The sequence below is a fragment of the Pseudomonas sp. FG6 genome (genome assembly GCF_057809015.1).
Genome location: NZ_JBMDJD010000018.1, coordinates 88,047 through 112,129, shown reverse-complemented (window position 1 = coordinate 112,129; position 24,083 = coordinate 88,047). Strand labels below are relative to the sequence as shown.

The 24,083-nt window shown below is 60.4% G+C and carries 18 protein-coding genes and 2 pseudogenes; 9 read left to right on the top strand and 11 right to left on the bottom strand.

Annotated elements, in window-relative coordinates:
• Nucleotides 1-55 precede the first annotated feature (55 nt).
• Nucleotides 56-1,912 (top strand): RHS repeat-associated core domain-containing protein, encoded by a 1,857-nt coding sequence (locus ACODSJ_RS14145; protein ID WP_489102317.1) that lies wholly within the window; start codon nucleotides 56-58, stop codon nucleotides 1,910-1,912.
• A 17-nt stretch (nucleotides 1,913-1,929) separates the two neighbouring features.
• Nucleotides 1,930-2,259: a hypothetical protein gene (locus tag ACODSJ_RS14140; RefSeq protein WP_489102316.1), complete on the top strand. Its 330-nt coding sequence runs from the start codon at nucleotides 1,930-1,932 to the stop codon at nucleotides 2,257-2,259.
• A gap of 313 nt (nucleotides 2,260-2,572) precedes the next feature.
• Here ACODSJ_RS14140 and ACODSJ_RS14135 read toward each other — a convergent pair.
• The 7 genes and pseudogenes from ACODSJ_RS14135 to ACODSJ_RS14105 form a co-directional block, all read right to left on the bottom strand.
• A pseudogene (locus tag ACODSJ_RS14135) lies at nucleotides 2,573-2,949 on the bottom strand (LysR substrate-binding domain-containing protein); the annotation flags it as partial.
• Nucleotides 2,950-2,964: 15 nt separating this feature from the next.
• Nucleotides 2,965-3,180, bottom strand: a complete 216-nt coding sequence (locus ACODSJ_RS14130) for a hypothetical protein (RefSeq protein ID WP_489102315.1) — start codon at nucleotides 3,178-3,180, stop codon at nucleotides 2,965-2,967.
• A gap of 149 nt (nucleotides 3,181-3,329) precedes the next feature.
• A pseudogene (locus tag ACODSJ_RS14125) lies at nucleotides 3,330-3,563 on the bottom strand (ParA family protein); the annotation flags it as partial.
• Nucleotides 3,564-3,755: 192 nt separating this feature from the next.
• The gene (locus tag ACODSJ_RS14120) at nucleotides 3,756-3,926 is read right to left on the bottom strand and encodes a helix-turn-helix domain-containing protein (protein WP_489102314.1); all 171 of its coding nucleotides are present in this window, start codon (nucleotides 3,924-3,926) and stop codon (nucleotides 3,756-3,758) included.
• Between the two features lie 330 nt (nucleotides 3,927-4,256).
• Nucleotides 4,257-5,516 carry a type II toxin-antitoxin system HipA family toxin gene (locus ACODSJ_RS14115; RefSeq protein WP_489102313.1) on the bottom strand — a complete coding sequence of 420 codons (1,260 nt, stop codon included), beginning with the start codon at nucleotides 5,514-5,516 and terminating at the stop codon, nucleotides 4,257-4,259.
• The gene (locus ACODSJ_RS14110; protein WP_489102320.1) at nucleotides 5,509-5,826 is read right to left on the bottom strand and encodes a helix-turn-helix domain-containing protein; all 318 of its coding nucleotides are present in this window, start codon (nucleotides 5,824-5,826) and stop codon (nucleotides 5,509-5,511) included. The genes ACODSJ_RS14115 and ACODSJ_RS14110 overlap by 8 nt, the downstream gene beginning before the upstream one ends.
• 128 nt (nucleotides 5,827-5,954) lie before the next feature.
• Nucleotides 5,955-7,517 carry a carbohydrate porin gene (locus ACODSJ_RS14105; protein WP_489102312.1) on the bottom strand — a complete coding sequence of 521 codons (1,563 nt, stop codon included), beginning with the start codon at nucleotides 7,515-7,517 and terminating at the stop codon, nucleotides 5,955-5,957.
• A 166-nt stretch (nucleotides 7,518-7,683) separates the two neighbouring features.
• Between ACODSJ_RS14105 and ACODSJ_RS14100 the strand changes: the two genes are divergently transcribed.
• From ACODSJ_RS14100 to ACODSJ_RS14075, 6 genes are all read left to right on the top strand, one after another.
• Complete coding sequence (locus tag ACODSJ_RS14100; RefSeq protein WP_489102311.1) at nucleotides 7,684-8,958, top strand: ABC transporter substrate-binding protein; 1,275 nt, start codon at nucleotides 7,684-7,686, stop codon at nucleotides 8,956-8,958.
• Between the two features lie 21 nt (nucleotides 8,959-8,979).
• Nucleotides 8,980-9,939 carry a carbohydrate ABC transporter permease gene (locus ACODSJ_RS14095; protein ID WP_489102310.1) on the top strand — a complete coding sequence of 320 codons (960 nt, stop codon included), beginning with the start codon at nucleotides 8,980-8,982 and terminating at the stop codon, nucleotides 9,937-9,939.
• The gene (locus ACODSJ_RS14090) at nucleotides 9,936-10,778 is read left to right on the top strand and encodes a carbohydrate ABC transporter permease (protein WP_489102309.1); all 843 of its coding nucleotides are present in this window, start codon (nucleotides 9,936-9,938) and stop codon (nucleotides 10,776-10,778) included. Before ACODSJ_RS14095 ends, ACODSJ_RS14090 begins: the two co-directional genes overlap by 4 nt.
• A gap of 26 nt (nucleotides 10,779-10,804) precedes the next feature.
• Nucleotides 10,805-11,950, top strand: a complete 1,146-nt coding sequence (locus tag ACODSJ_RS14085) for an ABC transporter ATP-binding protein (RefSeq protein ID WP_489102308.1) — start codon at nucleotides 10,805-10,807, stop codon at nucleotides 11,948-11,950.
• On the top strand, nucleotides 11,947-13,449 hold the full coding sequence (locus ACODSJ_RS14080; RefSeq protein WP_489102307.1) for a glycoside hydrolase family 32 protein: 1,503 nt from the start codon (nucleotides 11,947-11,949) through the stop codon (nucleotides 13,447-13,449). Before ACODSJ_RS14085 ends, ACODSJ_RS14080 begins: the two co-directional genes overlap by 4 nt.
• A 75-nt stretch (nucleotides 13,450-13,524) precedes the next feature.
• Nucleotides 13,525-14,517, top strand: a complete 993-nt coding sequence (locus ACODSJ_RS14075; RefSeq protein ID WP_489102306.1) for a LacI family DNA-binding transcriptional regulator — start codon at nucleotides 13,525-13,527, stop codon at nucleotides 14,515-14,517.
• A 38-nt stretch (nucleotides 14,518-14,555) separates the two neighbouring features.
• On the opposite strand, the gene ACODSJ_RS14070 is transcribed toward ACODSJ_RS14075, so the two are convergent.
• The 4 genes from ACODSJ_RS14070 to ACODSJ_RS14055 all read right to left on the bottom strand — a co-directional run bounded on the left by ACODSJ_RS14070 (nucleotide 14,556) and on the right by ACODSJ_RS14055 (nucleotide 22,918).
• Nucleotides 14,556-18,419 carry a M10 family metallopeptidase C-terminal domain-containing protein gene (locus ACODSJ_RS14070; RefSeq protein ID WP_489102305.1) on the bottom strand — a complete coding sequence of 1,288 codons (3,864 nt, stop codon included), beginning with the start codon at nucleotides 18,417-18,419 and terminating at the stop codon, nucleotides 14,556-14,558.
• Between the two features lie 123 nt (nucleotides 18,420-18,542).
• Nucleotides 18,543-19,862, bottom strand: a complete 1,320-nt coding sequence (locus tag ACODSJ_RS14065) for a TolC family outer membrane protein (protein WP_489102304.1) — start codon at nucleotides 19,860-19,862, stop codon at nucleotides 18,543-18,545.
• A 1-nt stretch (nucleotide 19,863) separates the two neighbouring features.
• On the bottom strand, nucleotides 19,864-21,183 hold the full coding sequence (locus ACODSJ_RS14060) for an HlyD family type I secretion periplasmic adaptor subunit (RefSeq protein WP_489102303.1): 1,320 nt from the start codon (nucleotides 21,181-21,183) through the stop codon (nucleotides 19,864-19,866).
• 19 nt (nucleotides 21,184-21,202) lie between these two features.
• Nucleotides 21,203-22,918, bottom strand: a complete 1,716-nt coding sequence (locus ACODSJ_RS14055; RefSeq protein ID WP_489102302.1) for a type I secretion system permease/ATPase — start codon at nucleotides 22,916-22,918, stop codon at nucleotides 21,203-21,205.
• A gap of 287 nt (nucleotides 22,919-23,205) precedes the next feature.
• Between ACODSJ_RS14055 and ACODSJ_RS14050 the strand changes: the two genes are divergently transcribed.
• Nucleotides 23,206-23,970, top strand: coding sequence for a substrate-binding periplasmic protein (locus ACODSJ_RS14050; protein ID WP_489102301.1), 765 nt, complete (start codon nucleotides 23,206-23,208; stop codon nucleotides 23,968-23,970).
• The last annotated feature ends 113 nt before the right edge of the window (nucleotides 23,971-24,083 follow it).

Below are 24,083 nucleotides of genomic sequence, written 5' to 3'. Positions count from 1 at the left end.
CCTATCCCTTATCGTAAGGGGGAAACGGTGTCCTGTCTTTCATGGGGCTCGTTCAATGGCAATGACTGATGCCGTGGGGCGCCGTACCATGATGGATTATGATCCGCTGGACCGTAAAACCAAGGTTACGGACCCGCTAGGAAGCGTGACCAGCTTTGCTTACGACACGAACAGTAATCTCCTGAGCGTCACTGACGCCAAGAACGGAGTACATGCGTATAGCTACGACGCTCGCGATCGCCGCGTGTCTTACACCGACCCATTGAACGCGACGCAAAGCTATGGTCTCGACGGCCTGGGTAATGTGACGCAGTGGACCGCCCGCAATGGCGTCATCGCCACCTACACCTATGACGCCTTGAATCGGCGCACGCAATCAGCCTTCGGGCAAACCTTAATCGGCAGCGGGCCATCGTTGACAACGCCGGATGCCACAGTTGGCTACACCTTCGATGGTGGGAATCGTCTGACGCAGATCGTGGACACTCAAGGCGGAACGATCACCCGCAGCTACGACAATCTGGATCACCTGCTTAGCGAGACCACCTCCCTAGGCACCGTTTCCTACACCTACGATGCCGCTGATCGTCGCACCAGTATGACGGTGACGGGCCAGCCCGCTGTGAATTACACCTATGACGTCGGCAATCGCCTGACCAATCTCAGTAACGGCAGCCAGAGCGCGGCGTTCACCTACGACGCGGACAACCGTCGTGCCACCTTGACCCTGCCCAACGGGGTGACCGTCAGTTACGGTTACGATAATGCCGGCCAGCTGATCAACCTCAATTACGCCAAGGGCGGCACCAGCCTTGGTAATTTGAACTACGGCTACGACAACGCCGGTCAGCGCGTGCAACTTGGCGGCAGCTTGGCCCGCACCACCCTCCCCGGAGCCGTGAGCACCACCAGCTATAACGCGGCTAACCAGTTGACGGTATGGAGCGGTGCCGCCTTGCTGTATGACGCCAACGGCAATATGACCAGCGACGGCAGCAATACCTACACCTGGGATTCGCGCCAGCGCCTGAGCACGCTCACGGGCACCACGTCCGGCAGCTTCAGTTATGACGCGGCCAACAGACGCAGCCAGAAGACGATTGCCGGACAGACCACCGGCTATGTTTTCGATGGCCTCAACCTGGTGCAAGAGCTGACCAGTGCCGTCCCCCCGACAGTGCAAGCCAACCTCCTCACGGGCGGCCTCGATGAAATATTTAGCCGCACCGAAGCCAGTGGCAGCACTTACAGCTACTTGGCTGATGCACTGGGTTCAACCCAAGCGCTCACCGACAGCAGCGGAGCATCCACCACCCAATACACCTATGACCCTTATGGCCAGACCAGCAGCAGCGGCTCCACCAGTGCTAACAGCCAGCAGTACACCGGGCGGGAAAATGATGGCACGGGGGTCTATTATTATCGGGCACGGTATTACCAACTAGGTTTTGGGCGTTTTATCTCAGGAGATCCGATTGGTCTTGCTGGTGGTATTAATATGTATACCTATGTGGAGGGCGATCCTATTAATAATACTGATCCGCTTGGATTGATGTGCTTTGACTTCGACAGATTTACTAATCAAATTGAGCAGAATCGAGCGGATAGCGCCCTTACTTTGGGAAGTCTTTTAACAACTGAAGCTATTGGAACTATGCCAAAAGCTTCAAGTGAGATCAGAGCTTTAGGTACACCAAAAGGTAAGATCAATCCATGGACTAGCCAATTGAGTCGTTGGTCAGGAAGGTTTAATACCCGAGCCCTGAGAATTATTGGGCGAACACCTTCCATAATGGCTGCGAGTACTGTAGCCACTACCTCGGTAGTGGCAGAAGGCATTTATGATTGGGTGGTGATTGGAAAGTCTGCCTGGGATGCTACTTCCTCAGGTGATTGCGATTGTGGAAAATAATGATATGAGAGCGCATTATGAACGATCCAGATGAAATTGTCCGTGAATTCGCCTTGCAGAGAATTGCGAGTATCTTCAATGTCTCCGTGGACACTCTTAACCCAGATGCCGTGTTTGGGGATGATTTGAGAGCCACCCGCCCTACCGGCCTATTTAAAAGGAATGAGTACGATGAACTTGAAGGCGACATCCTCGATGCTTGTGATAGAAAGAAATACAAAGCAATAAGTTCTGGCAACTTAACCATCCGCACTGTCGACGACTATTGCAACCATATGACTCAATGCTATAAGACAAACCCAAAGGCTGTGATTCAGACATTAAAAATAACCTCACTTAGCTACTAAGCCGGATCTTACTTTTAAGCAGCCGGCATAAGGTGCCTGCTTCGAGCAATGTCGCTTCTATGTTTAGCTTTTCTGAAAAACACAGAATTTAGTTGTGTTGCATCGACCGGTTGAATCCACAGCCGAAAGCGGCCTCTCACGAATAGTCATCGGCCAATCTCGGCCATTTGCGACGGGCATCAATGCCATGGATCCCGATTGTTCCAGTCAAGCAGACCACCCACTGATAACGCGCCCAACGACGTGTTGGTCACTACTTGTCTAATGCGAACAGCATCACGAGCACCCGGAAGGATTCAGGTGACGCCACCGCTTACATCCGGTGGTGTTCCAGCAAAAAGTCCACGAACAACCGCACCCGCGCCGGCATTGCCGAGCCACCTACGAACACCGCATGAATCGGTTCCTGGTCGCCGGGGTTCCAGGCTTCCAGCAGCGGTATCAGATCGCCGCGCAGCAGATCCTCGCTCACGCTGAACTCGCCGATACGCGCAATGCCGGCACCTACTCGCGCGAGTTGTGCCAGTGCTTCACCACTGCTGCATTCGATGTTGCCGCTGACCTTCAGGGAAAACTCTCTTCCGCCGCGGATGAACGGCCAGTTGGGTTCGGCACGCCGGAAGTTGAAGCGTAGGCAGTTCGTAGCAGGTCTTCCGGTTCCTGGGGGATGCCGTGGCGCTGCAGAAGATCCGTCACCGTGCCCAATCACGCGAGCTTTATGGCTCCGCCCTGGATATCGTCACGCGCCATTCGTAAGTCATTAGCGTCCTGGTTGAGCCGGTGAATCATGTTGAGCAACCGTTGGCGTAGCACCTCGTCTTGGAGCTGCTCAGCAGCACGCATCACATCAAGCGCCGCTGCCTCATTGTTGGTGGCAACGACGTCGAGCAGTTTGCGCATGCTTCTTGATGGTCGATTCATCTCCAACTCCCTGGATTTCAGTGACGCGAATCATATGGCCAGAATGTTTCGTCAGTATTTCAGCTGCACGGACTGGCTTGAATCACCGGCTCCGGCTCATGGAAGGATAACCTGAGGGGTCAATTACGCTCGTAGCAACCCGTCATTAGCTAAGCGGCTTGCTCCAGAGCATCCAGCAAACCAAAAAATTTCCAGCGAAAGCTTATGCCGAGCGGCCAAATGGATGATGGGTACTGAAGCTTCGTGAGATTCGCGCATCTTGACGGAGCTGCTTAGCAACACCGGCAGCACAGGTAAACCTTCGGTCAACAACTCATCAACGAGATTTTTTGATGAAGGCTGGTGTGCCCCGTGAACTGGTTGACCACCACCCCTGTTGGCACCGACGCCAGTTTGACCTTTGGTACCGGAATCCGTTGACCCAGCCTACTACGCACAAAACGAGGGTCAGCGCGGCTTTCGATGGTTCAGCCTGGGTCAGCCAGAATCGACCACCCGGGTCAAAATTTAGTCGACGCCTACAACCACGCCCAACAACACCCTGTCGCGACAGCGGGGGCTTGGGCCTTGTCGCGCTACAGTTCTGCCGCGAAGGTCTTGGCTTTCTTCGGCGTGACACCGTACCGTTGCTTGTAGACCTTGATGAAGTGGGAGGTATTTTCATATCCCACCTCCGCAGCCGCGTCGGTGACGGAACATTGGTAGAACGCACAGCGCAGCACATGGCGGATATGGCCAAGCCTCAAGCGCCGTACTCGACCATGGTTCGCGAGTTTTTACAGGGCTTTGAGGCGCGCCTGGTTGCCGTTCCCTAGGCTGGATCAACAAATTTTCAACGCCTGGGCAATCTCGATCACCAGTGCATCACATGCTAATGGGGGCAAAAATGGGGGCAAACCAAAACTTTCTCGGCCTGAAAACACCGCGCTAGAGCCAAGTCAAAATGTTTTTTGGGGATCCCGAGAGCCTTTAAGCCCTCAACCACAGACTGCACGGCAACCGGCGCTACGCGGTCCTCATCAAACGACCGCGCACTCGCAACCCGATCATCACAGGCGACTGCGTCCCGAGTGAGCTTACCGCAGCCGAGCTACATTCTGGTCAATGCAGCCCTGGATCGTGCGCAAAGTATCTCGAGTAATACCCTGCGGGTAGAGACTCTCGGCGATGGTTGCAAACTGGCTGGCTACATCACAAATGCCGTCAATCATCCTACCGGCAACATCCAGGGGCACCTCAGCCTCCTCGGCAAGCCGAAGCATCTGCGCGCGGGTAATCTCCAGGGCCTCGCCCATCACATCCATCTGGTGATATCCGCCTGGCCCCTCGCAGAAGGTCACGTCGTATGCCGGCGCCAGTCGCCACTGGCCACCTTGCGACATGATGTACGCGAAGTTCTTCGGATGATCGTCTCTGTTGTTGAACGCCACATTGAAAACGGCGCGCTCGAAGGCCACCGCCATCTCTCGCACGTCGTTGGTGCACATCTGCGTTGCTCGCAAGAAGTTGACGTAGTCCAACACTCCCGGAGACCGGTAATCGGCACCCGTAAAGGCCGCGAGGCTTTGCATGGGTACGCGCAGGCAATCCTGGCGGTCAAATCGCCTACTGGCAAACGCCGCCAATCCGTTAGGTAGACTGAAATGCTGTGTGTCCGGTGTCTCGATGCCGCATCTGCGCAGGCACTCGGCGTAGACCATTTCGATAGCGCATACCTCGGCATGCTCTTCTCTGGCCGGAAACTTAATCAACCAGGCTTCAAAGCCCGGTGTGACGGCGGTGGTGGATGCGCCGGTCTCGGGGTTGCGATAGACGAGAGCCTTAGGCCTTGCACCTTGAGGCGAGCCCCCCACCAGCAGCAATGTCTGCAGAAACTCGCCACCCTCTCCTTGGAGCACTTGCTGCACTTCAGCCGCAAGCTGTTCCAGCGGGATGTGGACGTCCGATTTTTGCCCTTCAGGCTCCACGGGTTCAAATGTCATGGCGCCCATCGCATTGCTACCGATATAGGCCAGCCGTTCCAGTGAGCCGATACGCGCCGTGGTGAGCCCGCGACGCCTGAACATACGATCCATCAACAGCAGGCCCCACCCGTCTGGCAATGCGTCATAGACAGGTCCTGGCAAATGCAACTGGTGACCCGGAAAATCTCGCCGCAGTTGAGGTCCCTCCAACGGTAGCGCGTAGGAGGACAGCTCCAAGCCCCTTCGCTTGGCTTCATGGCTGTACTCGAACACGATCAGCGGGCGACCGGTCAGCGCGGTCGTAGAGACCAACGTACCCCATTGCCAGCGCTCACCCCAGCCCTCGTAGAAGACGTTCACCTGCTCAAGCATTGCCGGGTTTCCTCTTTATACGAAGACGATTGGCGCTGTTTTCGTAGCGCCGAATGTCCTCGATACTGTCCAGCTTCGGCAGGAACAGACCTTCGAGCTCCTTGGTTCGACCAAGCGCCATCGCCACCCGGACCAGGTTCTCGAACCCGACATTGCGCCCGGCTTCAAGATTGGACACGGTGTTGGTGCCGATGCCAGCACGCCCTGCCAAGTCGGCTTGTGTCATGCCCAGCGCCAAGCGTTCTGTGCGCAAACGATCACAGAGGCGCTTGACCACCTCACTCGGCTTGCTGAAGCTTAAATCCAACATAATGTGTACCGAGCCTGCAATATGCCAGTTAATACCCAAAATTGTAGAGTTAACGCCCATCACTAAGCAACTGGCGTGAACCCCTGATCTTGGGTCTTATGGCTTGAGCGCCGGTCTAGGCCACTCATTCAAAACCACGTCTCCATCTGAATCCCGTACTGCCACACCCCGCCGGCATTGAAATCGGACTTACCGAAAGCATCCGTGGTGCTGTACCGGTCCAGGTCCGAGGACCAATCCATGACGCTGGCGAACAGCCGCAGTTCGGGGCGTGTGAGCAGATCGCCCAGGTCGGGCTTGAAGGTCGGGGCGACGGTGAACTTCCAGAAATTGCCATTGACGGCGTTGCGTTGCAGGTAGCCCTTGGGGTCCAGGTCCATGGTTTGCCAACTCATTTCGTAGGCCATTTCGAAATTGCTGTTGATCGCATTGGCCAGTCGGACGTTCAAAGTCATCCAGCGGTAGTCGTCACCCTGGACGTAGCGGTCCTTGCTCTGTTCGGCCAGCAGACTCGGGCCGATCCGCCACCCCGGGGCGATGGGTGTCTCGCCGTAGAGGGCCAGGCGCAGCGCGCGGGCGTCGTCGATCAGTTCGCCGTCGGCGCCGACGTTCTTGACCTCCGCCCCCAGGCCTTGCCCATAGAGCAACGCCGTCTTGAAGAAGCCTTCCCGGCCGAAGAAGTTCTTCTGGTGGTTGGCCACCATGGTATGCAAGCCGGAATCGGCGGGGCTCAGGCCGGCCTCATTGGTGCGGGTGGCGATGTCGTTTTTCTTCGAACCGATGGCGTTGAACATCCACTGCCACTGCCCGTTATCGAAAAACTGGTTGGAGGTCAGGACGTAGCTTTCCACATCGGCATTGACGCCGCCTTCGCTGAACTCGCCGTAGTTGCGCCCGATCAACGAATAATTCGAGCGCCAGTCCTTGGTCATCTGCACGTCGTAGATACCGCCGCCGGTACCGGCCAGGTAGATGACGTCCGAGTCCAGCCAGTGGATGTCGAAGTTGTCGCGGTCAAAGCGTTTGCCGGCCCACAGGGTGGCGTTTTCGAACATCGGGTTGCCCTTGAACGCGGCGAGGTGATCCAGTTCGGTGAACACCTGGCGCACGTTCAAGTTGCTTTCAGTGGCCGTCCAGTCATTGGAGCTTTCCACGCCGTCGGCGATGGACACGGTGAACTTGGAGCGGGTGCCGTTCTGGGCGTACATCTCCTTGGACAGGTCGATCCGCATGTAGGTGTCGTCCTCGTTGCCGAGTCGCCCGACAGCCCCACCGACAGAACCGGCCGGCGTGGTATAGGGGCCGCCCCGGCCGCCGCCCAGCCCGTCGTTGACCAGCAATCCGGAGCGGGCATAGCCCTTGAAACTGAAGCCGTCGGTGAGGTGCGCGCCGCTGTTCTGTTTTTCCATGCTTTGCTGGCGGGCTTCGAGCGTCGCCAGTCGCGCATCCAGCGTGGGCGCGGCAACGCTCGCCACAGGCGTCGCCGAGGGTTGGGTGGGCGCGGCGAGTTTGAGTTGTTGCAGTTCCCGGGCCAGTGCCTGGGTCTGCTGTTCGGCGGCAGCGGCACGTTTTTCCGCGGCGCTGGCGCGGGCTTCGAACGCGGCCATGCGTTCTTCCAGTGTCGCCGCCTGAGCGGTGGCTGCCGAGGTGCCGAGTACGCCTGCCAGAAGCCAACTTGATGCTTTCTGCATATGGATCTCCCTGTTTTGTTTTTATTTTTCGTTCCCGCGACCCGCCTCCGCGCAGCGTTTTGAATTGTCAAAACCTGCGAAAAAAAGGATGCCTCATCGCAAATACGCTGCTACATTTGGCGATGTTAACGTTAACTTTTCTAAAAACAAAAATAAAGAGGGACCTATGAAACAGCTCAAATCGCTCCTTCCAGCAGTATTGCTCGCCCTTTGCAGCGGGCTTCCCAGCCTTTCCAGCGCGGCTAACCTGACGATCTCCTGCGGCGCGGTGGGTGCCGAACTGCAACTGTGCAAGGAGGCTGTCGACGCGTGGTCGAAACAGACCGGCCACAGCGTCGAAGTGGTTTCCACGCCTAATTCGGCGACCGAAAGGTTGTCGTTCTATCAACAGATCCTCAGTGCGCAATCCAGCGACATCGACGTCATCCAGATCGACATGGTGTGGCCTGGCATGCTCGCCAAGCACCTGATGGATCTGCGTGAGGTACTGCCCGCCAACGCTACCCAAGGCTATTTCCAGGCTCAGGTGGACAACGCCACGGTCAACGGACGGCTGGTGACGATGCCGTGGTTCACCGATTCGGGCCTGCTCTATTACCGCAAGGACCTTCTGGAGAAATACAACAAGCCAGTCCCCCAGACCTGGGAAGAAATGACCGCGACCGCCAGGGATGTCCAACAGGCCGAACGCAGCGCCGGTAACGCCAACGCCTGGGGTTATGTGTTCCAAGGCCGCGCCTACGAAGGCCTGACGTGCAATGCCCTGGAGTGGATCAGCAGCCAGCCGCAAGGTGGCCTGGTCAATGCCCAGGGCGACATCGTGGTCAATACCCCGGCCTCGAAGGCTGCGCTGACATTGGCGAAAAGTTGGGTGGGCGACATCTCTCCGCGCGGCGTACTCAACTACACCGAGGAAGAAGGACGCGGGGTTTTCCAGTCCGGTAATGCGTTGTTCATGCGCAACTGGCCGTATGTCTGGGCATTGGTGCAGAGTCCGGACAGCGTCGTGAAAGACAAGGTCGGCGTCGCGCCCCTGCCCCGTGGCAGCGAAACCGGCACCCACGCCTCCACACTCGGTGGCTGGGGCCTGGCCGTTTCGCGCTACAGCGCCCATCCCAAACTGGCCGCCGAGCTGGTGAGTTACCTGAGCAGCGCCCAACAGCAGAAGCACCGGGCCTTGGTCGGTGCCTATAACCCAGTCATCGAATCGCTCTACCAGGATCCCGAGCTGTTGGCGGCCATGCCTTACTACAGCCAGCTGCACAGCATCCTCAATGACGGCGTCATGCGCCCTGCCGCGATCACCGCCGAGCGTTACCCACGGGTGTCCAATGCGTTCTTCGACCAGGTGCATGGCGTGCTGGCGGGCGAGTTGCCGGTCGATCAGGCCCTGGCCGAACTGGAAAGCGAACTGACGCGCATCAAGCGCCGGAACTGGTAAGCCACAAGGAAGAAAATCACCATGTCTGTCTCCACCGCACTTGCCCCTGATGATGAGTGGGTTCCCCGCGATACACCGGTACAACGCCGACGTGTGCGCGCCGCCTGGCTGTTCCTCGCGCCCATGTTGCTGTGCCTGGCCCTGGTCGCGGCCTGGCCGCTGCTGCGCACTTTCTGGTTCAGCCTGACCGACGCCAGCCTGGCCGATACCGGCGAGGCGACCTTTGTAGGCCTGAGCAATTACCTGTTCCATAGCGGCACCGGCTGGTCGGGCATCCTGGTCGATCCACAGTGGTGGAACGCGGTGCGCAACACCTTGCATTTCACCGCCGTATCCGTGGGGCTGGAGATGGTGTTGGGTCTGCTGGTGGCGTTGCTCTTGAACGCCAAGTTCAGCGGCCGGGCGCTGGTGCGGGCATTGATCCTGATCCCCTGGGCCATTCCAACCATTGTCTCGGCGAAGATCTGGTCGTGGATGCTCAACGATCAGTTCGGCATCATCAACCACCTGATGCTCAGCCTCGGCCTGATCGATGCGCCCCTGGCCTGGACGGCAGACGCGAACCTGTCGATGTGGGCGGTGATCATCGTCGACGTCTGGAAGACCGTCCCGTTTGTCACCCTGTTGATGCTGGCCGCCTTGCAGATGTTGCCCGGCGACTGCTACGAAGCCGCCCGGGTCGATGGCATTCACCCCCTGAAAGTGTTCTGGCGGGTCACGCTGCCGCTGTTGATGCCGGCGCTGCTGGTGGCGGCGATCTTCCGCATCCTCGATTCGCTGCGGGTGTTCGACGTCATTTATGTGCTGACGTCCAACTCGTCGAGCACCATGAGCATGTCGGTCTATGCCCGCCAGCATCTGGTGGAGTTCCAGGACGTCGGCTACGGCAGCGCCGCTTCGACCTTGTTGTTCCTGGTGGTTGCCGTGATCGCCATGGCGTATCTGTACCTCGGACGTCGTCAGCTGGAGGTGCGTTCATGAGCCTGCGCCTGCTGAAGAAAACCCTGCTGCGCCTCGGTTTCTGGAGCCTGATCGGCGTGCTGCTGGTGTACGCGGTGTTCCCGTTCTACTACGCCGTCGTGACGTCGCTCAAGCCGTCCAGTGCCTTGTTCCAGGTGAGCTACTGGATCGCCAATCCCGACTTCTCCAATTACGCCGCGGTGCTTAACCAGGCTTCGTTCCTGCGGGCGATCGGCAACTCGCTGGTGGTCGCGTTGTGCGTGGTCGCCTTGGCGCTGTTCCTCAGCCTGACCGCCGCCTACGCCTTGGGCCGGGTGAAGTTCCGTGGACGCGGTACGGTGCTGATGCTGGTGCTGGGGGTGTCGATGTTTCCCCAGGTCGCGGTGTTGTCGGGGCTGTTCGAGGTGATCCGTTCCCTGGGGCTGTACAACACCTCCTGGGCGTTGATCCTCAGCTACACGATTTTCACCCTGCCCTTCACCGTTTGGGTACTGACCACGTTCATGGGGCAGTTGCCTCACGAGCTGGAGGAAGCGGCCATCATGGACGGCGCCTCGCCCTGGATCACCCTGATGCGCGTGCTGTTGCCGCTGCTCTGGCCCGCGCTGGTCACCACCGGCCTGCTCGCCTTCATCGCCGCATGGAACGAATTCCTGTTTGCCCTGACCTTCACGCTCACCGACACCCAGCGCACGGTGCCGGTCGCCATCGCCCTGATTTCCGGCGGCAGCTCCCATGAACTGCCTTGGGGCTTGCTGATGGCCGCGTCGGTGCTGGTCACCGTCCCCTTGGTGATTCTGGTGCTGATTTTCCAGCGCCGAATCGTTTCCGGCCTCACCACCGGCGCGCTCAAGGGCTGAGCCCCACAAATACAAGGAACAGCATCGTGATCAAGTTAAAGCTGGACAACGTGAACAAACAATTGGGCGGCATGCGCATTCTGCGGGATGTCAGCCTGGAGATCGCGGCCGGTGAGTTCGTGGTATTCGTCGGCCCGTCGGGCTGCGGCAAGTCAACCCTGTTACGACTGATCGCCGGGCTGGATTCGATCTGCGGCGGCGACCTGCTGATCGATGGGCGCCGGGTCAATGACCTGGAACCGCGCGAGCGTGGAGTCGGCATGGTGTTTCAATCCTATGCGCTGTACCCGCACATGAGTGTCTACGACAACATCAGCTTTGGCCTCAAGCTGGCCAAGACCGAAAAGACCAGCCTACGCGAACGCGTGCTGAAGACCGCACAGATCCTGCAACTGGACAAACTGCTGCAACGCAAGCCAAAGGAGCTCTCGGGAGGCCAGCGTCAGCGCGTGGCCATGGGCAGGGCCATGGCGCGGGAGCCGGACATTCTGTTGTTCGATGAACCCCTGTCCAACCTCGACGCCTCCCTGCGGGTGCAGATGCGCAACGAAATCGCCCGGCTGCATGCGCGCCTGGCGTCGACCATGATCTACGTCACCCACGACCAGGTCGAAGCAATGACCCTGGCCGACAAGATCGTCGTGCTCAACGGCGGTCGCATCGAACAGGTCGGCTCGCCACGTGAACTCTATGAACGCCCGGCCAGTCGTTTTGTCGCCGGTTTCCTGGGCTCGCCGAGGATGAATTTCCTGGCCGCGCACCTGCACACGCCAGGCGAAACCACCGTGGTGCAAGACCCTGTGCTCGGCAAGACCGCCCTGCCCTTCGACAGTTCGGGCCTGGACGCGGATACCCCGCTGAGCTTGGGCATCCGCCCGGAACACGTCGCGCTCAAGGCGGCGCAAGGCAACGCTGGCCTCGCCGTGACGGTGGTCGAATACCTGGGCAGCGAAACCTATGTGCACCTCGATACCGGGCAGGAGGAGCCACTGATCTGCCGCTGTGACGTCCACGCAGGCTGGCGAGTAGGCGACCGGGTCGAGCTGCAACTGGACCTTGCCAATGCGCACCTGTTCGACGCCAACGGTGCGGCGTTGAAACGTCGGCCAACGGCCAATCAGGCCTCGCCCGATGAGGCCAGGCAGCTTCCGGTACGAGCAAACGCCCTATGACTTCGTTCTCGAAAACCACAAGCACTCCAGCACTGTCACCCCTTGAACGGGCGCAGCAAGCCCTGGCGGATGGCCGATCTCGGGTGATCGACGATTATCGCCCCGACTACCACCTGGCCCCACCGGTCGGCTGGATGAACGACCCTAACGGTGTGGTGTACTTCCGTGGCGAGTACCACGTGTTCTACCAATACCATCCCTTCGACGCGAAATGGGGCCCGATGCATTGGGGCCACGCCAAGAGCGCCGACCTGGTCCATTGGCAGCACCTGCCCATCGCGCTGGCGCCGGGCGACGCGTTCGACCGCGACGGCTGCTTTTCCGGCAGCGCAGTGGTGTGCGGCGAGACCCTGGCGTTGATCTACACCGGGCACACCTGGCTGGGAGACGTGGGTGACGAGCGCCAGATCCGCCAGGTCCAGTGCCTGGCCACCAGTGTCGACGGCATTCGGTTCACCAAGCAAGGCGCCGTCATCGACACCCCGCCGCAAGACGAGATCATGCATTTTCGTGATCCCAAGGTCTTGCAGCAGGACGGCTCTTGGTACCTGATCGCCGGCGCGCGGTTGGGCGATACACCACTGCTGCCGCTGTACCGTTCCGCCGACCTGCGCACCTGGGAATTTCTCGACTACGTGTCCAGCGGCCAGGACGGCGATGGCTACATGTGGGAATGCCCGGACCTGTTTCAACTCGATGGGCGCGATGTGCTGTTGTACTCGCCCCAAGGCATGCAGCCGACGGGTCATGAGCGGCTCAACAAGTACCAGACCGGCTATCGTGTCGGCCAGCTCGACAGCCAATGGCACTTCACCGGCGGACCGTTCATCGAGCTGGATAACGGTCACGACTTCTATGCCGCGCAAACGCTGGTGGCCGCCGATGGCCGGCGCCTGGTGTGGGCCTGGCTGGATATGTGGGAAAGCCCGATGCCGAGCCAGGCCCATCACTGGTGCGGCATGCTCGGCCTGCCGCGTGAACTGCAGCTGCACGCCGACCGGTTGAGGATATTCCCGGCGCGGGAGCTGACCGCCCTGCGCCAGGCCCCCTTGTTGAGCGCACCGGCTTGGAATAGGCCGGACAGCCAATGGGTGCCGCAGGTGAAGGGCGACCGGCTCGAAATCCATGCGCACCTGGATCTGCGCGATTGCACCGACGGTCACCTGGGTATCGCCTTGCGTTGCAGTGCCTATGAGCAGGAACAAACCCTGCTCTATTACGATGCCTCGTCGCGGCGTCTGGTGCTCGACCGCAGCCGTTCGGGTGCACAAGTGACCGGCCAGCGCAGCGTGTCGATAGACCCGGCACAAGGAGACTTGCACCTGCGGGTGTTCCTGGACCGCTCCTCTATCGAGGTGTTCGCCGAAGACGGGCGTTTCAGCCTCAGCAGCCGCGTCTATCCGAGGACCGACAGCCTGGGCGTGAAGTTGCTGGCAAATGGGACTGGCGGGCGCGTTTCCATCACCCAGGCCTGGCCCCTGGCCTCGGGATGGTTGTGAACGTCGTCATTCGGGTCGCGAGAAGCCCGGGCCCTGTGTCATGATCCTGCGTCAACCCGACTGGCCTCACCTCGCATGACTTCAGTGAAAGACGTTGCACAGCTGGCCGGCGTGTCCCTGATGACGGTTTCACGAGCGCTCAACAGTCCGGAAAAGCTGAGCCCCGAAACCCTTCAGCGGGTACGTCGCGCCATTGACGAACTGCAATTCGTACCGAGCCTGTCGGCGCGCCGGATGCGCGGCGACAACCTCCAGTCGCGCACCATCGGGGTCTTCGCCCTGGACACCGCCACCACGCCCTTTGCCGTCGAACTGTTGCTGTCCATCGAACAGACCGCACAGCAGGCGGGCTGGAATGTCTTCATCCTCAACCTGCTGAGCAACCCACCCACCGACCAGAACATCGACCTGATGCTGTCGCACCGCCCCGACGGGTTGATCTTCAGCGCGATGGGGTTACGCCAGGTGAGCATTCCGGAGCGTCTGAAGAGCAAGCCGCTGGTCCTCGCCAACTGCGTGGCCGATGACAGTCAACTGGTCAGCTATGTGCCGGATGATGAATCAGGACAGTATCGCGCCGTCCAACACGCGTTGAGCCAGGGTTACCGGCGCCCGCTGTGCATCAACCTGCCTCGTAAAAGCCTCGCCTGGAGCTTGCGGCAAAAAGGCCTGTTGCGTGCCTGCCAGGCATTTGGACTGGCGCCCGACGCCCTGCTGCAATATGACCTTTGCGATCACGATGCCTACGGTGAAACGGCCGCTATTCTCGAACGCCACATCGTCGACGGCCGTCCGCAGTTCGACATCCTGGTCTGCGGCAACGACCGCATCGCCTTTTGCGCATACCAGCTGTTGTTGGCCCGCGGCCTGAACATCCCCAAGGACGTTGCAGTGCTCGGCTACGACAACATGATCGGCATCGCCGAATTGTTCATCCCACCGCTGACCACGGTGCAACTGCCCTACTACGAGATCGGCCGCCAGGCCGCCCGACACCTGATCGAGACCCTGGAGGTGGCCGGCGCCCAACCCGTGGATTGCCCACTGGTGGTCAGGGCGTCGGTATGAACCAGGCAGCGCCTGCTGGCAGGCGCTGAACCTCGTGATCAGGCCACCAGGTCGCTGGCGCTGAAGGTGTTGACACCCACCAACTGGATTTCGAAATCCGCGCCCAGGTCACCGTTCACGTTGCCGTAGAGCACGTGATCGGCGAAGCGCAATTGCCCTGCTCCGGTGAAATCGCTCGTATCGACGAAGCTGAATTTGTTGAACAGCGGCGTCAACATATCCGCATCCAGTTTCGTCAGATCGATTTTATCGCCCTGGAGGCGGTTGAAATCGAGAATGGTGTCGCGGGCGCCGCCGGTACCCAGCTCGTTCAAGGCGCTGAAGACGAATCGGTCAGCGCCAGCACCACCGGTCAAGGTATCGGTGCCAATGCCGCCGACCAACACGTCATTGCCTGCGCCGCCGTCGAGTTGATCATTCCCGGCACCACCGCTCAGCAGGTTGTTTCCGGCATTGCCGATCAACACGTTGTCCAGCTCGTTGCCAGTGCCATTGATGAGCGCCGTGCCGGTCAGCGTGAGGTTTTCCAGGTTGGCGCCCAAGGTCCAGCTCACCGAAGAACGTACGGTGTCGATTTCGCTGGCCAGGGTGCTGGTCTCGGTGACGACGTCCTTGAGGTTGTCGACGATGTAGGTGTCATTGCCGGTGCCGCCGATCAGTGTGTCGGCACCGAGACCACCGTCCAGGGTGTCCGCGCCGTCCAGGCCGTTGAGCACGTTGGCGGCGCTGTTGCCGATCAGGCTGTTGTCCGAGGCGTTGCCCGTCAGGTTGAGCGCGGCGACGCCGAGCAGTTGTCCGTCCTCGACGTTGGCCGACAACGTGTGGCTGACCGTCGTGCGCACCAGGTCGTGGCCTTCATCGGCGAGTTCGGTGACGCTGTCCCCCAGGTTGTCGAGCAGGTAGGTGTCGTTGCCGGCGCCGCCGATCAACGTGTCCTGCCCAAGGCCACCGCTGAGCAGGTTGTTGCCGGCGTTGCCGGTCAGCACGTTGTTCAAGGCGTTGCCAGTGCCGCTGAGGTGGTCGGTGCCGGTTAGCGTGAGGTTCTCCAGGTTCAGGCCCAAGGCCCAGCTCACCGAGGCGCGGACGGTGTCGATTTCATTGGCCAGGGCGCTGGTTTCGCTGACGACGTCCTTGAGGTTGTCAACCACGTAGGTGTCATTGCCCGTCCCGCCGACCAGCGTATCGATACCCAGGCCACCGTCCAGCACGTTGGCCCCGGCATTGCCGGTGATGCGGTTGTTCAGCGCATTGCCGGTGCCGTTGATGTCGCCGCTGCCACTGAGCGCCAGGACTTCGAGGTTGCTGCCCAGGGTGTAGCTGATGGACGAAATGACGCTGTCGATTTCCGTGAGCGACGTGCCGCGTTCGATGACCGTGTCACCGATGTTGTCGACCACGTAGGTGTCATTGCCCGCGCCGCCGTCCAGCTGATCGCTACCGGCGCCACCGTTCAATACGTTGTTAGCGGCATTGCCGATCAACACGTTGTCCAGCTCGTTGCCGGTGCCATTGATGAGCGCCGTGCCGGTCAGCGTGAGGTTTTCCAGGTTGGCGCCCAGGGCCCAGCTGACCGAAGACCGCACGGTGTCGATTTCGCTGGCCAGGGTGCTGGTCTCGGTGACGACGTCCTTGAGGTTGTCGACGATGTAGGTGTCATTGCCGGTGCCGCCGATCAGTGTGTCGGCACCGAGACCACCGTCCAGGGTGTCCGCGCCGTCCAGGCCGTTGAGCACGTTGGCGGCGCTGTTGCCGATCAGGCTGTTGTCCGAGGCGTTGCCCGTCAGGTTGAGCGCGACGACGCCGAGCAGTTGTCCGTCCTCGACGTTGGCCGACAACGTGTGGCTGACCGTCGTGCGCACCAGGTCGTGGCCTTCATCGGCGAGTTCGGTGACGCTGTCCCCCAGGTTGTCGAGCAGGTAGGTGTCGTTGCCGGCGCCGCCGATCAACGTGTCCTGCCCAAGGCCACCGTTGAGCAGGTTGTTGCCGGCGTTGCCGGTCAGCACGTTGTTCAAGGCGTTGCCAGTGCCGCTGAGGTGGTCGGTGCCGGTTAGCGTGAGGTTCTCCAGGTTCAGGCCCAAGGCCCAGCTCACCGAGGCGCGGACGGTGTCGATTTCATTGGCCAGGGCGCTGGTTTCGCTGACGACGTCCTTGAGGCTGTCAACCACGTAGGTGTCATTGCCCGTCCCGCCGACCAGCGTATCGATACCCAGGCCACCGTCCAGCACGTTGGCCCCGGCATTGCCGGTGATGCGGTTGTTCAGCGCATTGCCGGTGCCGTTGATGTCGCCGCTGCCACTGAGCGCCAGGACTTCGAGGTTGCTGCCCAGGGTGTAGCTGATGGACGAAATGACGCTGTCGATTTCCGTGAGCGACGTGCCGCGTTCGATGACCGTGTCACCGATGTTGTCGATCACGTAGGTGTCATTGCCTGCGCCACCGTCCAAGGTGTCCGCACCGCCCTGGCCATTGAGCACGTTGGCGGCGCTGTTGCCGAGCAGGCTGTTGTCCGAGGCGTTGCCCACCAGGTTGATCGCGGCGACGCCCAGCAGTTGCCCGTCCTCGACGTTGGCCGACAGCGTATGGCTGACTGTCGTGCGCACCAGGTCGCGGCCCTCGCTGGCCAGTTCGATGACGCTGTCGCCCAGGTTGTCGATCAGGTAGGTGTCGTTGCCAGCGCCGCCGATCAACGTGTCCTGGCCGAGACCACCGTTGAGTAGGTTATTGCCGGCGTTGCCGGTCAGCACGTTGTTCAGGGCATTGCCGGTACCATTGAGGTGGTCCGTACCGGTCAGCGTGAGGTTTTCCAGGTTGGCGCCCAGGGTCCAGCTCAAAGAGGCGCGCACCGTATCGATTTCGCTAGCCAGCGTGCTGGTTTCACTGATGACGTCCATGAGGCTGTCGACTACGTAGGTGTCGTTGCCAGCCCCGCCGATCATCGTGTCGTTGCCGGCGCCCCCATCCAGAACGTTGCCCAGCGCATTGCCGATCAGCGTGTCGTTGTTGACCGAACCCACGGCGTTTTCGATCTTGGCACCGTAAGCAATCGCCAACCCTTCGTTGAAGGCGGCCCCGGTCTTGTTATTCATGAAGGTCTGGCCGATTTTGCTGAACTGGCCTTCATTGAGGTTGATGCGGACCGCGTTCGCCTGGTTGCTCGCGTCGATGGTGTCTATGCCGCCCGCGTCCCAGATCGTTTCGAAAACCGACTGGTTAGTGTTCCAGCTATAGGTGTTGTTACCCGTCTGCCATTGGGTGTTTGCGCCGTAAAGACTCTGGATGGCCGCGATGTCCAGCAGCATGGGCGTGGTGGGCTCATAAGAGTACGCGTTGTTGTAGCTCATGATCGTGTAGCGCACGTCATCGAACTGGGCAGAGAGCAACGTAGGGTTGGTCAGGCCGGCGTCGAATGGATGCTTGAGGCCCAACGCATGGCCGATCTCATGCATGAAGACCAGGTAGTCGTAGGAGCCCTCGTCAGGTGTCGGGTCGTTGGTGACGGGCCCCAACCAGACGTCGCCAGCACTGGCCGACCTGTCAGGGAAATAGCCCCAGGCTGCGATGTTGCTATCCATCCATTGATAGCCGCCAAATCGCAGGTCCCCGACGTTGGTGGAGGACTCAGTCACTTGCGTGAACTTCAGGTTGGCGACCGAGCTCCACGCGCCAAGCGCGCCGGTGATGCCGTTCTGTTGTGCCGAGGTCAGGGCGTAGTCGAACAGGTCTTCTCTTTCATCGCTGTAGTACCTGGAGAATTGGGAACTGGCAGTGATGAAGCTGTACGTCAGGGACGTACCCGTAAGCGCGTCTCCCGTCCAGTAAGTACCATAAAGCAAGCTGTTGACCTGAGCATTAGCGGTCAGCTTTGCATACGAAATGGATGAGTAACCTGTTGGACTGGGCATACGAGCTTCCTATGAGCAATCTGCGGCCTTTCCAAGGTGCGGCCGCTGCAAGTGATTCATTCTTCACGAAAAGGGCGACAGTGATATCATTTTGACGTCAAACTTTCAATCACTGTCCAAAACCTATGGCATCACCAGCCATTCATTGGCTTGGCGAATATCCCCATCCCCCAATCTTCCACTCCAGCGATGCAGGACGAGCAAGCTGGTGACGAACTTGTATTGGGACTGGTAAAAATCGCGTCGGGCGCGAAATTCTTCCTTGATGCTGTCCAGCACATCCACGGCGTTCTTGACGCCGTACTCGAAGGCTTTCTCGGTGGCGATGCGTGATTTTTCGGCGGACTCCAGCGCCCGCCGCGTTGCCTTGATCCGGCTCAGCTCGGTCACCATGCCCAGATAAGCGGTGCGGGTTTGCTTGATGACCTGGCGGCGCATGGCCTCCAGCTCCTGCTCGGCGGCGTCCTTGTCGCTTTCGGAGCTCGACACGCGCGCGCTCGTGGAACCGCCACTGTAGAGCGGCATTTGCAAGTCGAGAGACGCAACGAGGTTGTCCGAGCGAGGCGCCAGCGCGCCTTCATAGCCGATATCACTGCGTTGCGCCGTCAAGTTCAGCCCCAAGCGCGGCAGATGACCGGCCTTGGCCTCCCCCATCGCCGCATCGGCGGCGCGCACACTGTGCTCGCGGGCATGCAGTGCCGGGTTGCTGTCGAGCGCGGTCTGCACCCAGTAATCCTGCGCCTGGGCGGGCAGGCTGAAGGCCGGGTTGTCGCCAATGCGCTTGAACGGCTCCTGGACATCGCGGCCCACCAGTTCGGAAATCGCCTCGCGACTGACCTTGACCTGGTTGTCGGCTTCGATTTCATCGGCCTTGAGCGCATCTACGCGCGCCTCCAGGTCAAGTACGTCGGTCACCATCGCCATCTGGCGTGCGTACAGGGCATTGACCCGCTTGAGGTTGTGCTCGGTGGCGTCCCGCTCGCTGCGCACCAGGGACAACTCATCTTCAGCCGCCAGGACAGCGAAGTAGCGCTCCGACAGGTCGATACCGGCTTGCACTCGGGTGTCATCAGATTCGTATTGGCTCTGTCGGGCTAGCTCGACGTACTTCTGGTAGCTGCGCCAGACCTGCGGGTCATAGATCACTTGATTGAGCATCATCGCCACGCGCCGACCGTTGTATTGGATACGGCTCAGGTCGTCGTCGCGCCGGCTGCGGTTGACACTGCCGCTGGCATTGAGCTGCGGCAGCAGTTGGCCAAGGGCGGCCCGCTCTTTGCCCTCGCCACTGCGGGTCAAGGCCTGCGCCCGTAGCACGCGCGGGTCAGCGGCCTGCGCCTCTTGGTGCAATTGCCACAAATCCATGTAGGGCACCGCTGCGCCAGTCTCGGCCAGGACGCACACGGGCAGGACAGCCAGGCAGGCCGCAAACAGAGCCTTCATGTCAGTCCTCGATCAACGAACGGGCAAACGCGTTGCTGGCAGGCTGCATCAAGTATTGCAACAGCGTCCGCGCCCCAGTGTTGATCAGCACTTCGACCGGCATCCCCGGCACCAGAGTGAGCTCACCCAATGCCTGGCGCCCCTTGTCGGTCAGGGCGACGCGCGTCAGGTAATAGGCGGTACCGGTGTCCTTGTTGGTCAGGCGATCGGCGGATATCTGCACCAGTTGCCCTTCGATGACCGGTGTCGTGCTGCTCTTGAAGGCACTGAAGCGGATAGCCGCCGACTTGCCCAGCGCGATGCGGTCGATGTCCAACGGTGACACCTGGGCCTCGACGATCAGTTCCTCGTTGGCCGGGACGATGTCCAGCAGCGCAGAGCCGGGGGTGACCACTGCACCCAAGGTGTGCACGTTCATGCCCATGACCCTGCCCGACTCGGGCGCGAGGATATCGGTGCGCTGGTCACGGTCCTGCAACGTGGCCAGTCGCTCGCGCAGTTCGTACACCTTGGTCCGGGCGTCACCCAGCAGACCGGCGACTTCGCTGGCAAACGTCTTTTTCAGCTGCATGATCTTCAGCCGCGCTTCATCGACATGGACCCGCGCTTGTGCAATCGAGGACTGGGTTTCGGCGATCTCGGTCTGCAGGCGAGAGAGGCTGCGCTCCTGCTCGCGCAAACGTTGCTTGTCGACGAATCCTTCGGCCAGCAATGCCCGCAGATCGACGATCTCTTCCTCGTAGGAAGCCGCCAACATCTGCTTGCTGGCGATAATGGCCTTGAATCCGCGAATCTGTTCGTCGAACTGTCCGATCGTCTTCTCTTGCAGGCCGATTTCACCCAATAACGAGGTGCGCCGCGCCTGGAAGATTCGCGCCTCACTGTCGCGAGCCTCCCGCACACGCGGGTCCGCCGGATCCAGTGACGGCACGGCCAGCGGCTCCGGCAGCGCGTCACGCTCAGCCTCCAGCCGGGCCTGCAGTTCGAGCGCAGCAATCAGCTGACTGCGCATGGCTTCCATTTCCGAACGTGCCTGGGTGTTGTCGAGCACCATGAGCACATCGCCGGCCTTGACCAGGTCACCATCGCGCACGCGCAGTTCACGCACGATGCCACCTTCCAGGTGCTGCACGGTCTTGCGATAGCTCTTGACCGTGACCACACCCGGCGCAAGTGCCGCGCTGTCGAGCGGCGCCAGGCTGGCCCAGCCGCCGAACAGGCCAAAGGTCACCAACAGCATGAGGTATCCGATACGCCGTACCGGTACATCATCGACGGGCAGTAGAGACGTATTGGCGGATGAGTGCTTACTGTTTTGCATTGAATGGGTTATCCGCTTCTTACGGTTGAATCGCAGTCGCCGCGGGGGCGGTCGGCGCAGCACTCTGCAGGCGGGCCAGGACTTTGTCCCGCGGCCCGAACAGGCTCAGCTCGCCTTGATTGAGCACCAGCAGCTTGTCCACCTGCGCCAGCACGGCGGGTCGATGGGTAATGACAAATACCGTGGCCCGGCTTTCCTTGAGCTTGCGCAGGGCCTGGGCGAGCATTTTTTCCCCGGCGTCATCCAGATTGGAGTTCGGCTCGTCGAGCACCACCAGGCGCGGTTCACCGTATAGGGCACGGGCCAGACCGATGCGCTGGCGCTGGCCCCCGGACAATCCGCCGCCATTGGCGCCAATCACCGTGTCGTAGCCCTCGGGCAGTTGCAACACCAGCTCATGGACACCGGCCATCCGCGCAGCGGCGACCACCGCTGGCGCATTCGCCGCGCCAAAGCGCGAGATGTTCTGGCTGATGGAGCCCTCGAACAGTTCGATGTCCTGTGGCAGGTAACCGATGTACTGGCCTAACTCGTCCCGCCGCCATTGACTGATGTCCGCCCCGTCCAGGCGCACGGTGCCGCTCAGGCTGGGCCAGATCCCCAGAAGCGCCCTGGCCAGGGTCGACTTTCCGGCGCCACTGGGACCGATGATGCCGACGATCTCACCCGCCGGCACCTGGAAGTCCAGCCCGCGAATAATCGGCTTGCGCCCCTTGGGCGATCCCACCGAAAGCTGCTCCACGCGAATCGCTCCCGCGGGCGCCGGCAACGACATGCGCTCGGGTTCTGCGGCGACCTCGATCAACAACTCCCGCAGCCGGGCATATTGCGAACGTGCACCGAGAAAGCCATTCCAGACGCCGATCAACTGATCGATCGGGGCCAGTGCACGCCCGAGCAGAATGGACCCGGCGATCATCAGCCCGGGCGAAATTTCGTGATTGATCGCCAGGTAGGCCCCCAGGCCCAACACCAATGATTGCACGACCTGGCGGGAGGTCCTCGACACCGCTGAGACGGTCCCGGCGCGATCACTGGCCAGGCTTTGCAGCACCAGGATCTTGTGGATACGCCCACTCCAGAGCTGGCGCAGGCTGCCCAGCATACCCATGGACTCGATCACTTCGGCATTGCGCAGGCTTTTGTTGGTAAACGCGTTGACCGCCATCTGCTCACGATTGGCGGCCTGCAGCGGCGCACGCGCCAGCTTTTCATTGATCAGCGCCAAGCCCCCCAGCATCAGCGCACACAACACCCCCATCCAGCCGTACCAGGGATGAAACATGAACATGACGGCCAGGTAGATCGGAATCCACGGCGTGTCAAAGAACGCAAAGAGGCCGTTGCCCGTCAGGAACTGCCGCAAGCTGCCCAGATCGCTCAAGGGCTGCGCCGTGGCGTTCATGCCACTGGTATTGAGGGCCTGCTTGAAACTGGCGTCGAACAGGCGCGCGCCCAGCAACGTATCCAGGCGGGTACTGACACGCACCATCACCCGCGAACGTACCCACTCCAGCCCCCCCATCGTGGTCATCAACAGCAGCATGATCAGCGTGAGCATCAACAGCGTCGACAGACTGGCGCTGCCTACCGCACGGTCATAGACCTGCAGCATGTAGAACGAGGGAACCAGCATCAGCAGGTTGACGAAAAAACTGAAAAAACCGACGGACAGAAAACTGCCTTTGCAGACGGCAAGGGCGTCTTCAAGTTCGGTTCGCAGATGGGCTGACATGGTTCAATACCGCTCGCGCTAGGAACTACCCGCGCTATATCGGCAGGCCTCTTGGGTTCTGAAGACCGACGCGCATTCATTGGCTGCAATCAACAGGCACCGTCCCAGGGTCGACAGGATGATCTATACCTTCATCCATGCGCAATCGTTGCCGCAGTTTCCCCTTGGCAAGCCAGCCTCGGGCAGACGTCGCATTGCAAAAGACGCAGGCCGGTGAAAATCACCGCTGCACAGCGCCGCGCACACGTAGAATGGCCGACTTTTTTTCAATGCCTGAAGTAGTGATCATGAACCCGATTACCCGCGTCTTTAACGTTTCCACCCAGGCACTGTGCGCGTTGTGCCTGTGCCTGTCGCTGCAGGTGGTCAACGACGCCCGGGCTGACTCGCCAGTGATCGAGCTGCATATGCTCGACGCCCCGCCACTGACATTCATCAACGACCCGAGGGGGCACGGAATCGTCGGCGATGTCGCCATGGCCGCCATGACCCGGGCCGGTTACACCGCGACGATCCATGTACTGCCTTGGGCCAGGGCCCAGAAACATGTCAGCGAAGGACAAGATCACCTTATTACGCCCCTGTCGCGTATACCCGGGCGCGAGGAGCGCTTCACCTGGATTGCCTCGATCATGCCGATGGAGCGGGCATTTTTCAGCCTGGACCAGCACGTCGACAGTTTTGCCCAAGCCAAGGAGATGTACCACAAGATCGGGGTCGGCCTGGGCAGCGCGCAAGAGGAGATCCTGCGTACCGAGGGTTTCAGCAATGAACAGATCTACACGCTGGCCATCGGTGACAACCCCGCCCAGTTGCTCTTGATGGGGCGCATCGATGCATGGTTCAACGGCGTCCCGGAGAGCCGGTACATCTGGCCAAAGGTGTCCAAGCGCAAGCTGGTCATGAGCCCAGTGGGAAGCAACGCCGATCTGTACCTGGCCTGCTCCAGGCAATGCTCCGGGAAAATGGTCGAGGACTTGCGCAACGCTGTCGAAGCCTTGCGCCAGGAAGGCGCGATCAAGCGGATTCATGATATCTATCTGCCGGACTAGACACGTCCGCAGGGGACCCGCATCTTCCCGCGCCCCCAGAAAAAGTTGTTAGCCTCCTAACGAAAGCCCCGTTCTAGAGGCCTCGTCGATGGCTTATATCATTCCGAATGATA

Coding starts and splice junctions, on each gene's coding strand:
- ACODSJ_RS14145 (WP_489102317.1), top strand. CDS start 56: ATGGCAATGACTGATGCCGTGGGGCGCCGTACCATGATGGATTATGAT.
- ACODSJ_RS14140 (WP_489102316.1), top strand. CDS start 1,930: ATGAACGATCCAGATGAAATTGTCCGTGAATTCGCCTTGCAGAGAATT.
- ACODSJ_RS14130 (WP_489102315.1), bottom strand. CDS start 3,180: ATGAATCGACCATCAAGAAGCATGCGCAAACTGCTCGACGTCGTTGCC.
- ACODSJ_RS14115 (WP_489102313.1), bottom strand. CDS start 5,516: ATGCTTGAGCAGGTGAACGTCTTCTACGAGGGCTGGGGTGAGCGCTGG.
- ACODSJ_RS14110 (WP_489102320.1), bottom strand. CDS start 5,826: ATGTTGGATTTAAGCTTCAGCAAGCCGAGTGAGGTGGTCAAGCGCCTC.
- ACODSJ_RS14105 (WP_489102312.1), bottom strand. CDS start 7,517: ATGCAGAAAGCATCAAGTTGGCTTCTGGCAGGCGTACTCGGCACCTCG.
- ACODSJ_RS14100 (WP_489102311.1), top strand. CDS start 7,684: ATGAAACAGCTCAAATCGCTCCTTCCAGCAGTATTGCTCGCCCTTTGC.
- ACODSJ_RS14095 (WP_489102310.1), top strand. CDS start 8,980: ATGTCTGTCTCCACCGCACTTGCCCCTGATGATGAGTGGGTTCCCCGC.
- ACODSJ_RS14090 (WP_489102309.1), top strand. CDS start 9,936: ATGAGCCTGCGCCTGCTGAAGAAAACCCTGCTGCGCCTCGGTTTCTGG.
- ACODSJ_RS14080 (WP_489102307.1), top strand. CDS start 11,947: ATGACTTCGTTCTCGAAAACCACAAGCACTCCAGCACTGTCACCCCTT.
- ACODSJ_RS14075 (WP_489102306.1), top strand. CDS start 13,525: ATGACTTCAGTGAAAGACGTTGCACAGCTGGCCGGCGTGTCCCTGATG.
- ACODSJ_RS14070 (WP_489102305.1), bottom strand. CDS start 18,419: ATGCCCAGTCCAACAGGTTACTCATCCATTTCGTATGCAAAGCTGACC.
- ACODSJ_RS14065 (WP_489102304.1), bottom strand. CDS start 19,862: ATGAAGGCTCTGTTTGCGGCCTGCCTGGCTGTCCTGCCCGTGTGCGTC.
- ACODSJ_RS14060 (WP_489102303.1), bottom strand. CDS start 21,183: ATGCAAAACAGTAAGCACTCATCCGCCAATACGTCTCTACTGCCCGTC.
- ACODSJ_RS14055 (WP_489102302.1), bottom strand. CDS start 22,918: ATGTCAGCCCATCTGCGAACCGAACTTGAAGACGCCCTTGCCGTCTGC.
- ACODSJ_RS14050 (WP_489102301.1), top strand. CDS start 23,206: ATGAACCCGATTACCCGCGTCTTTAACGTTTCCACCCAGGCACTGTGC.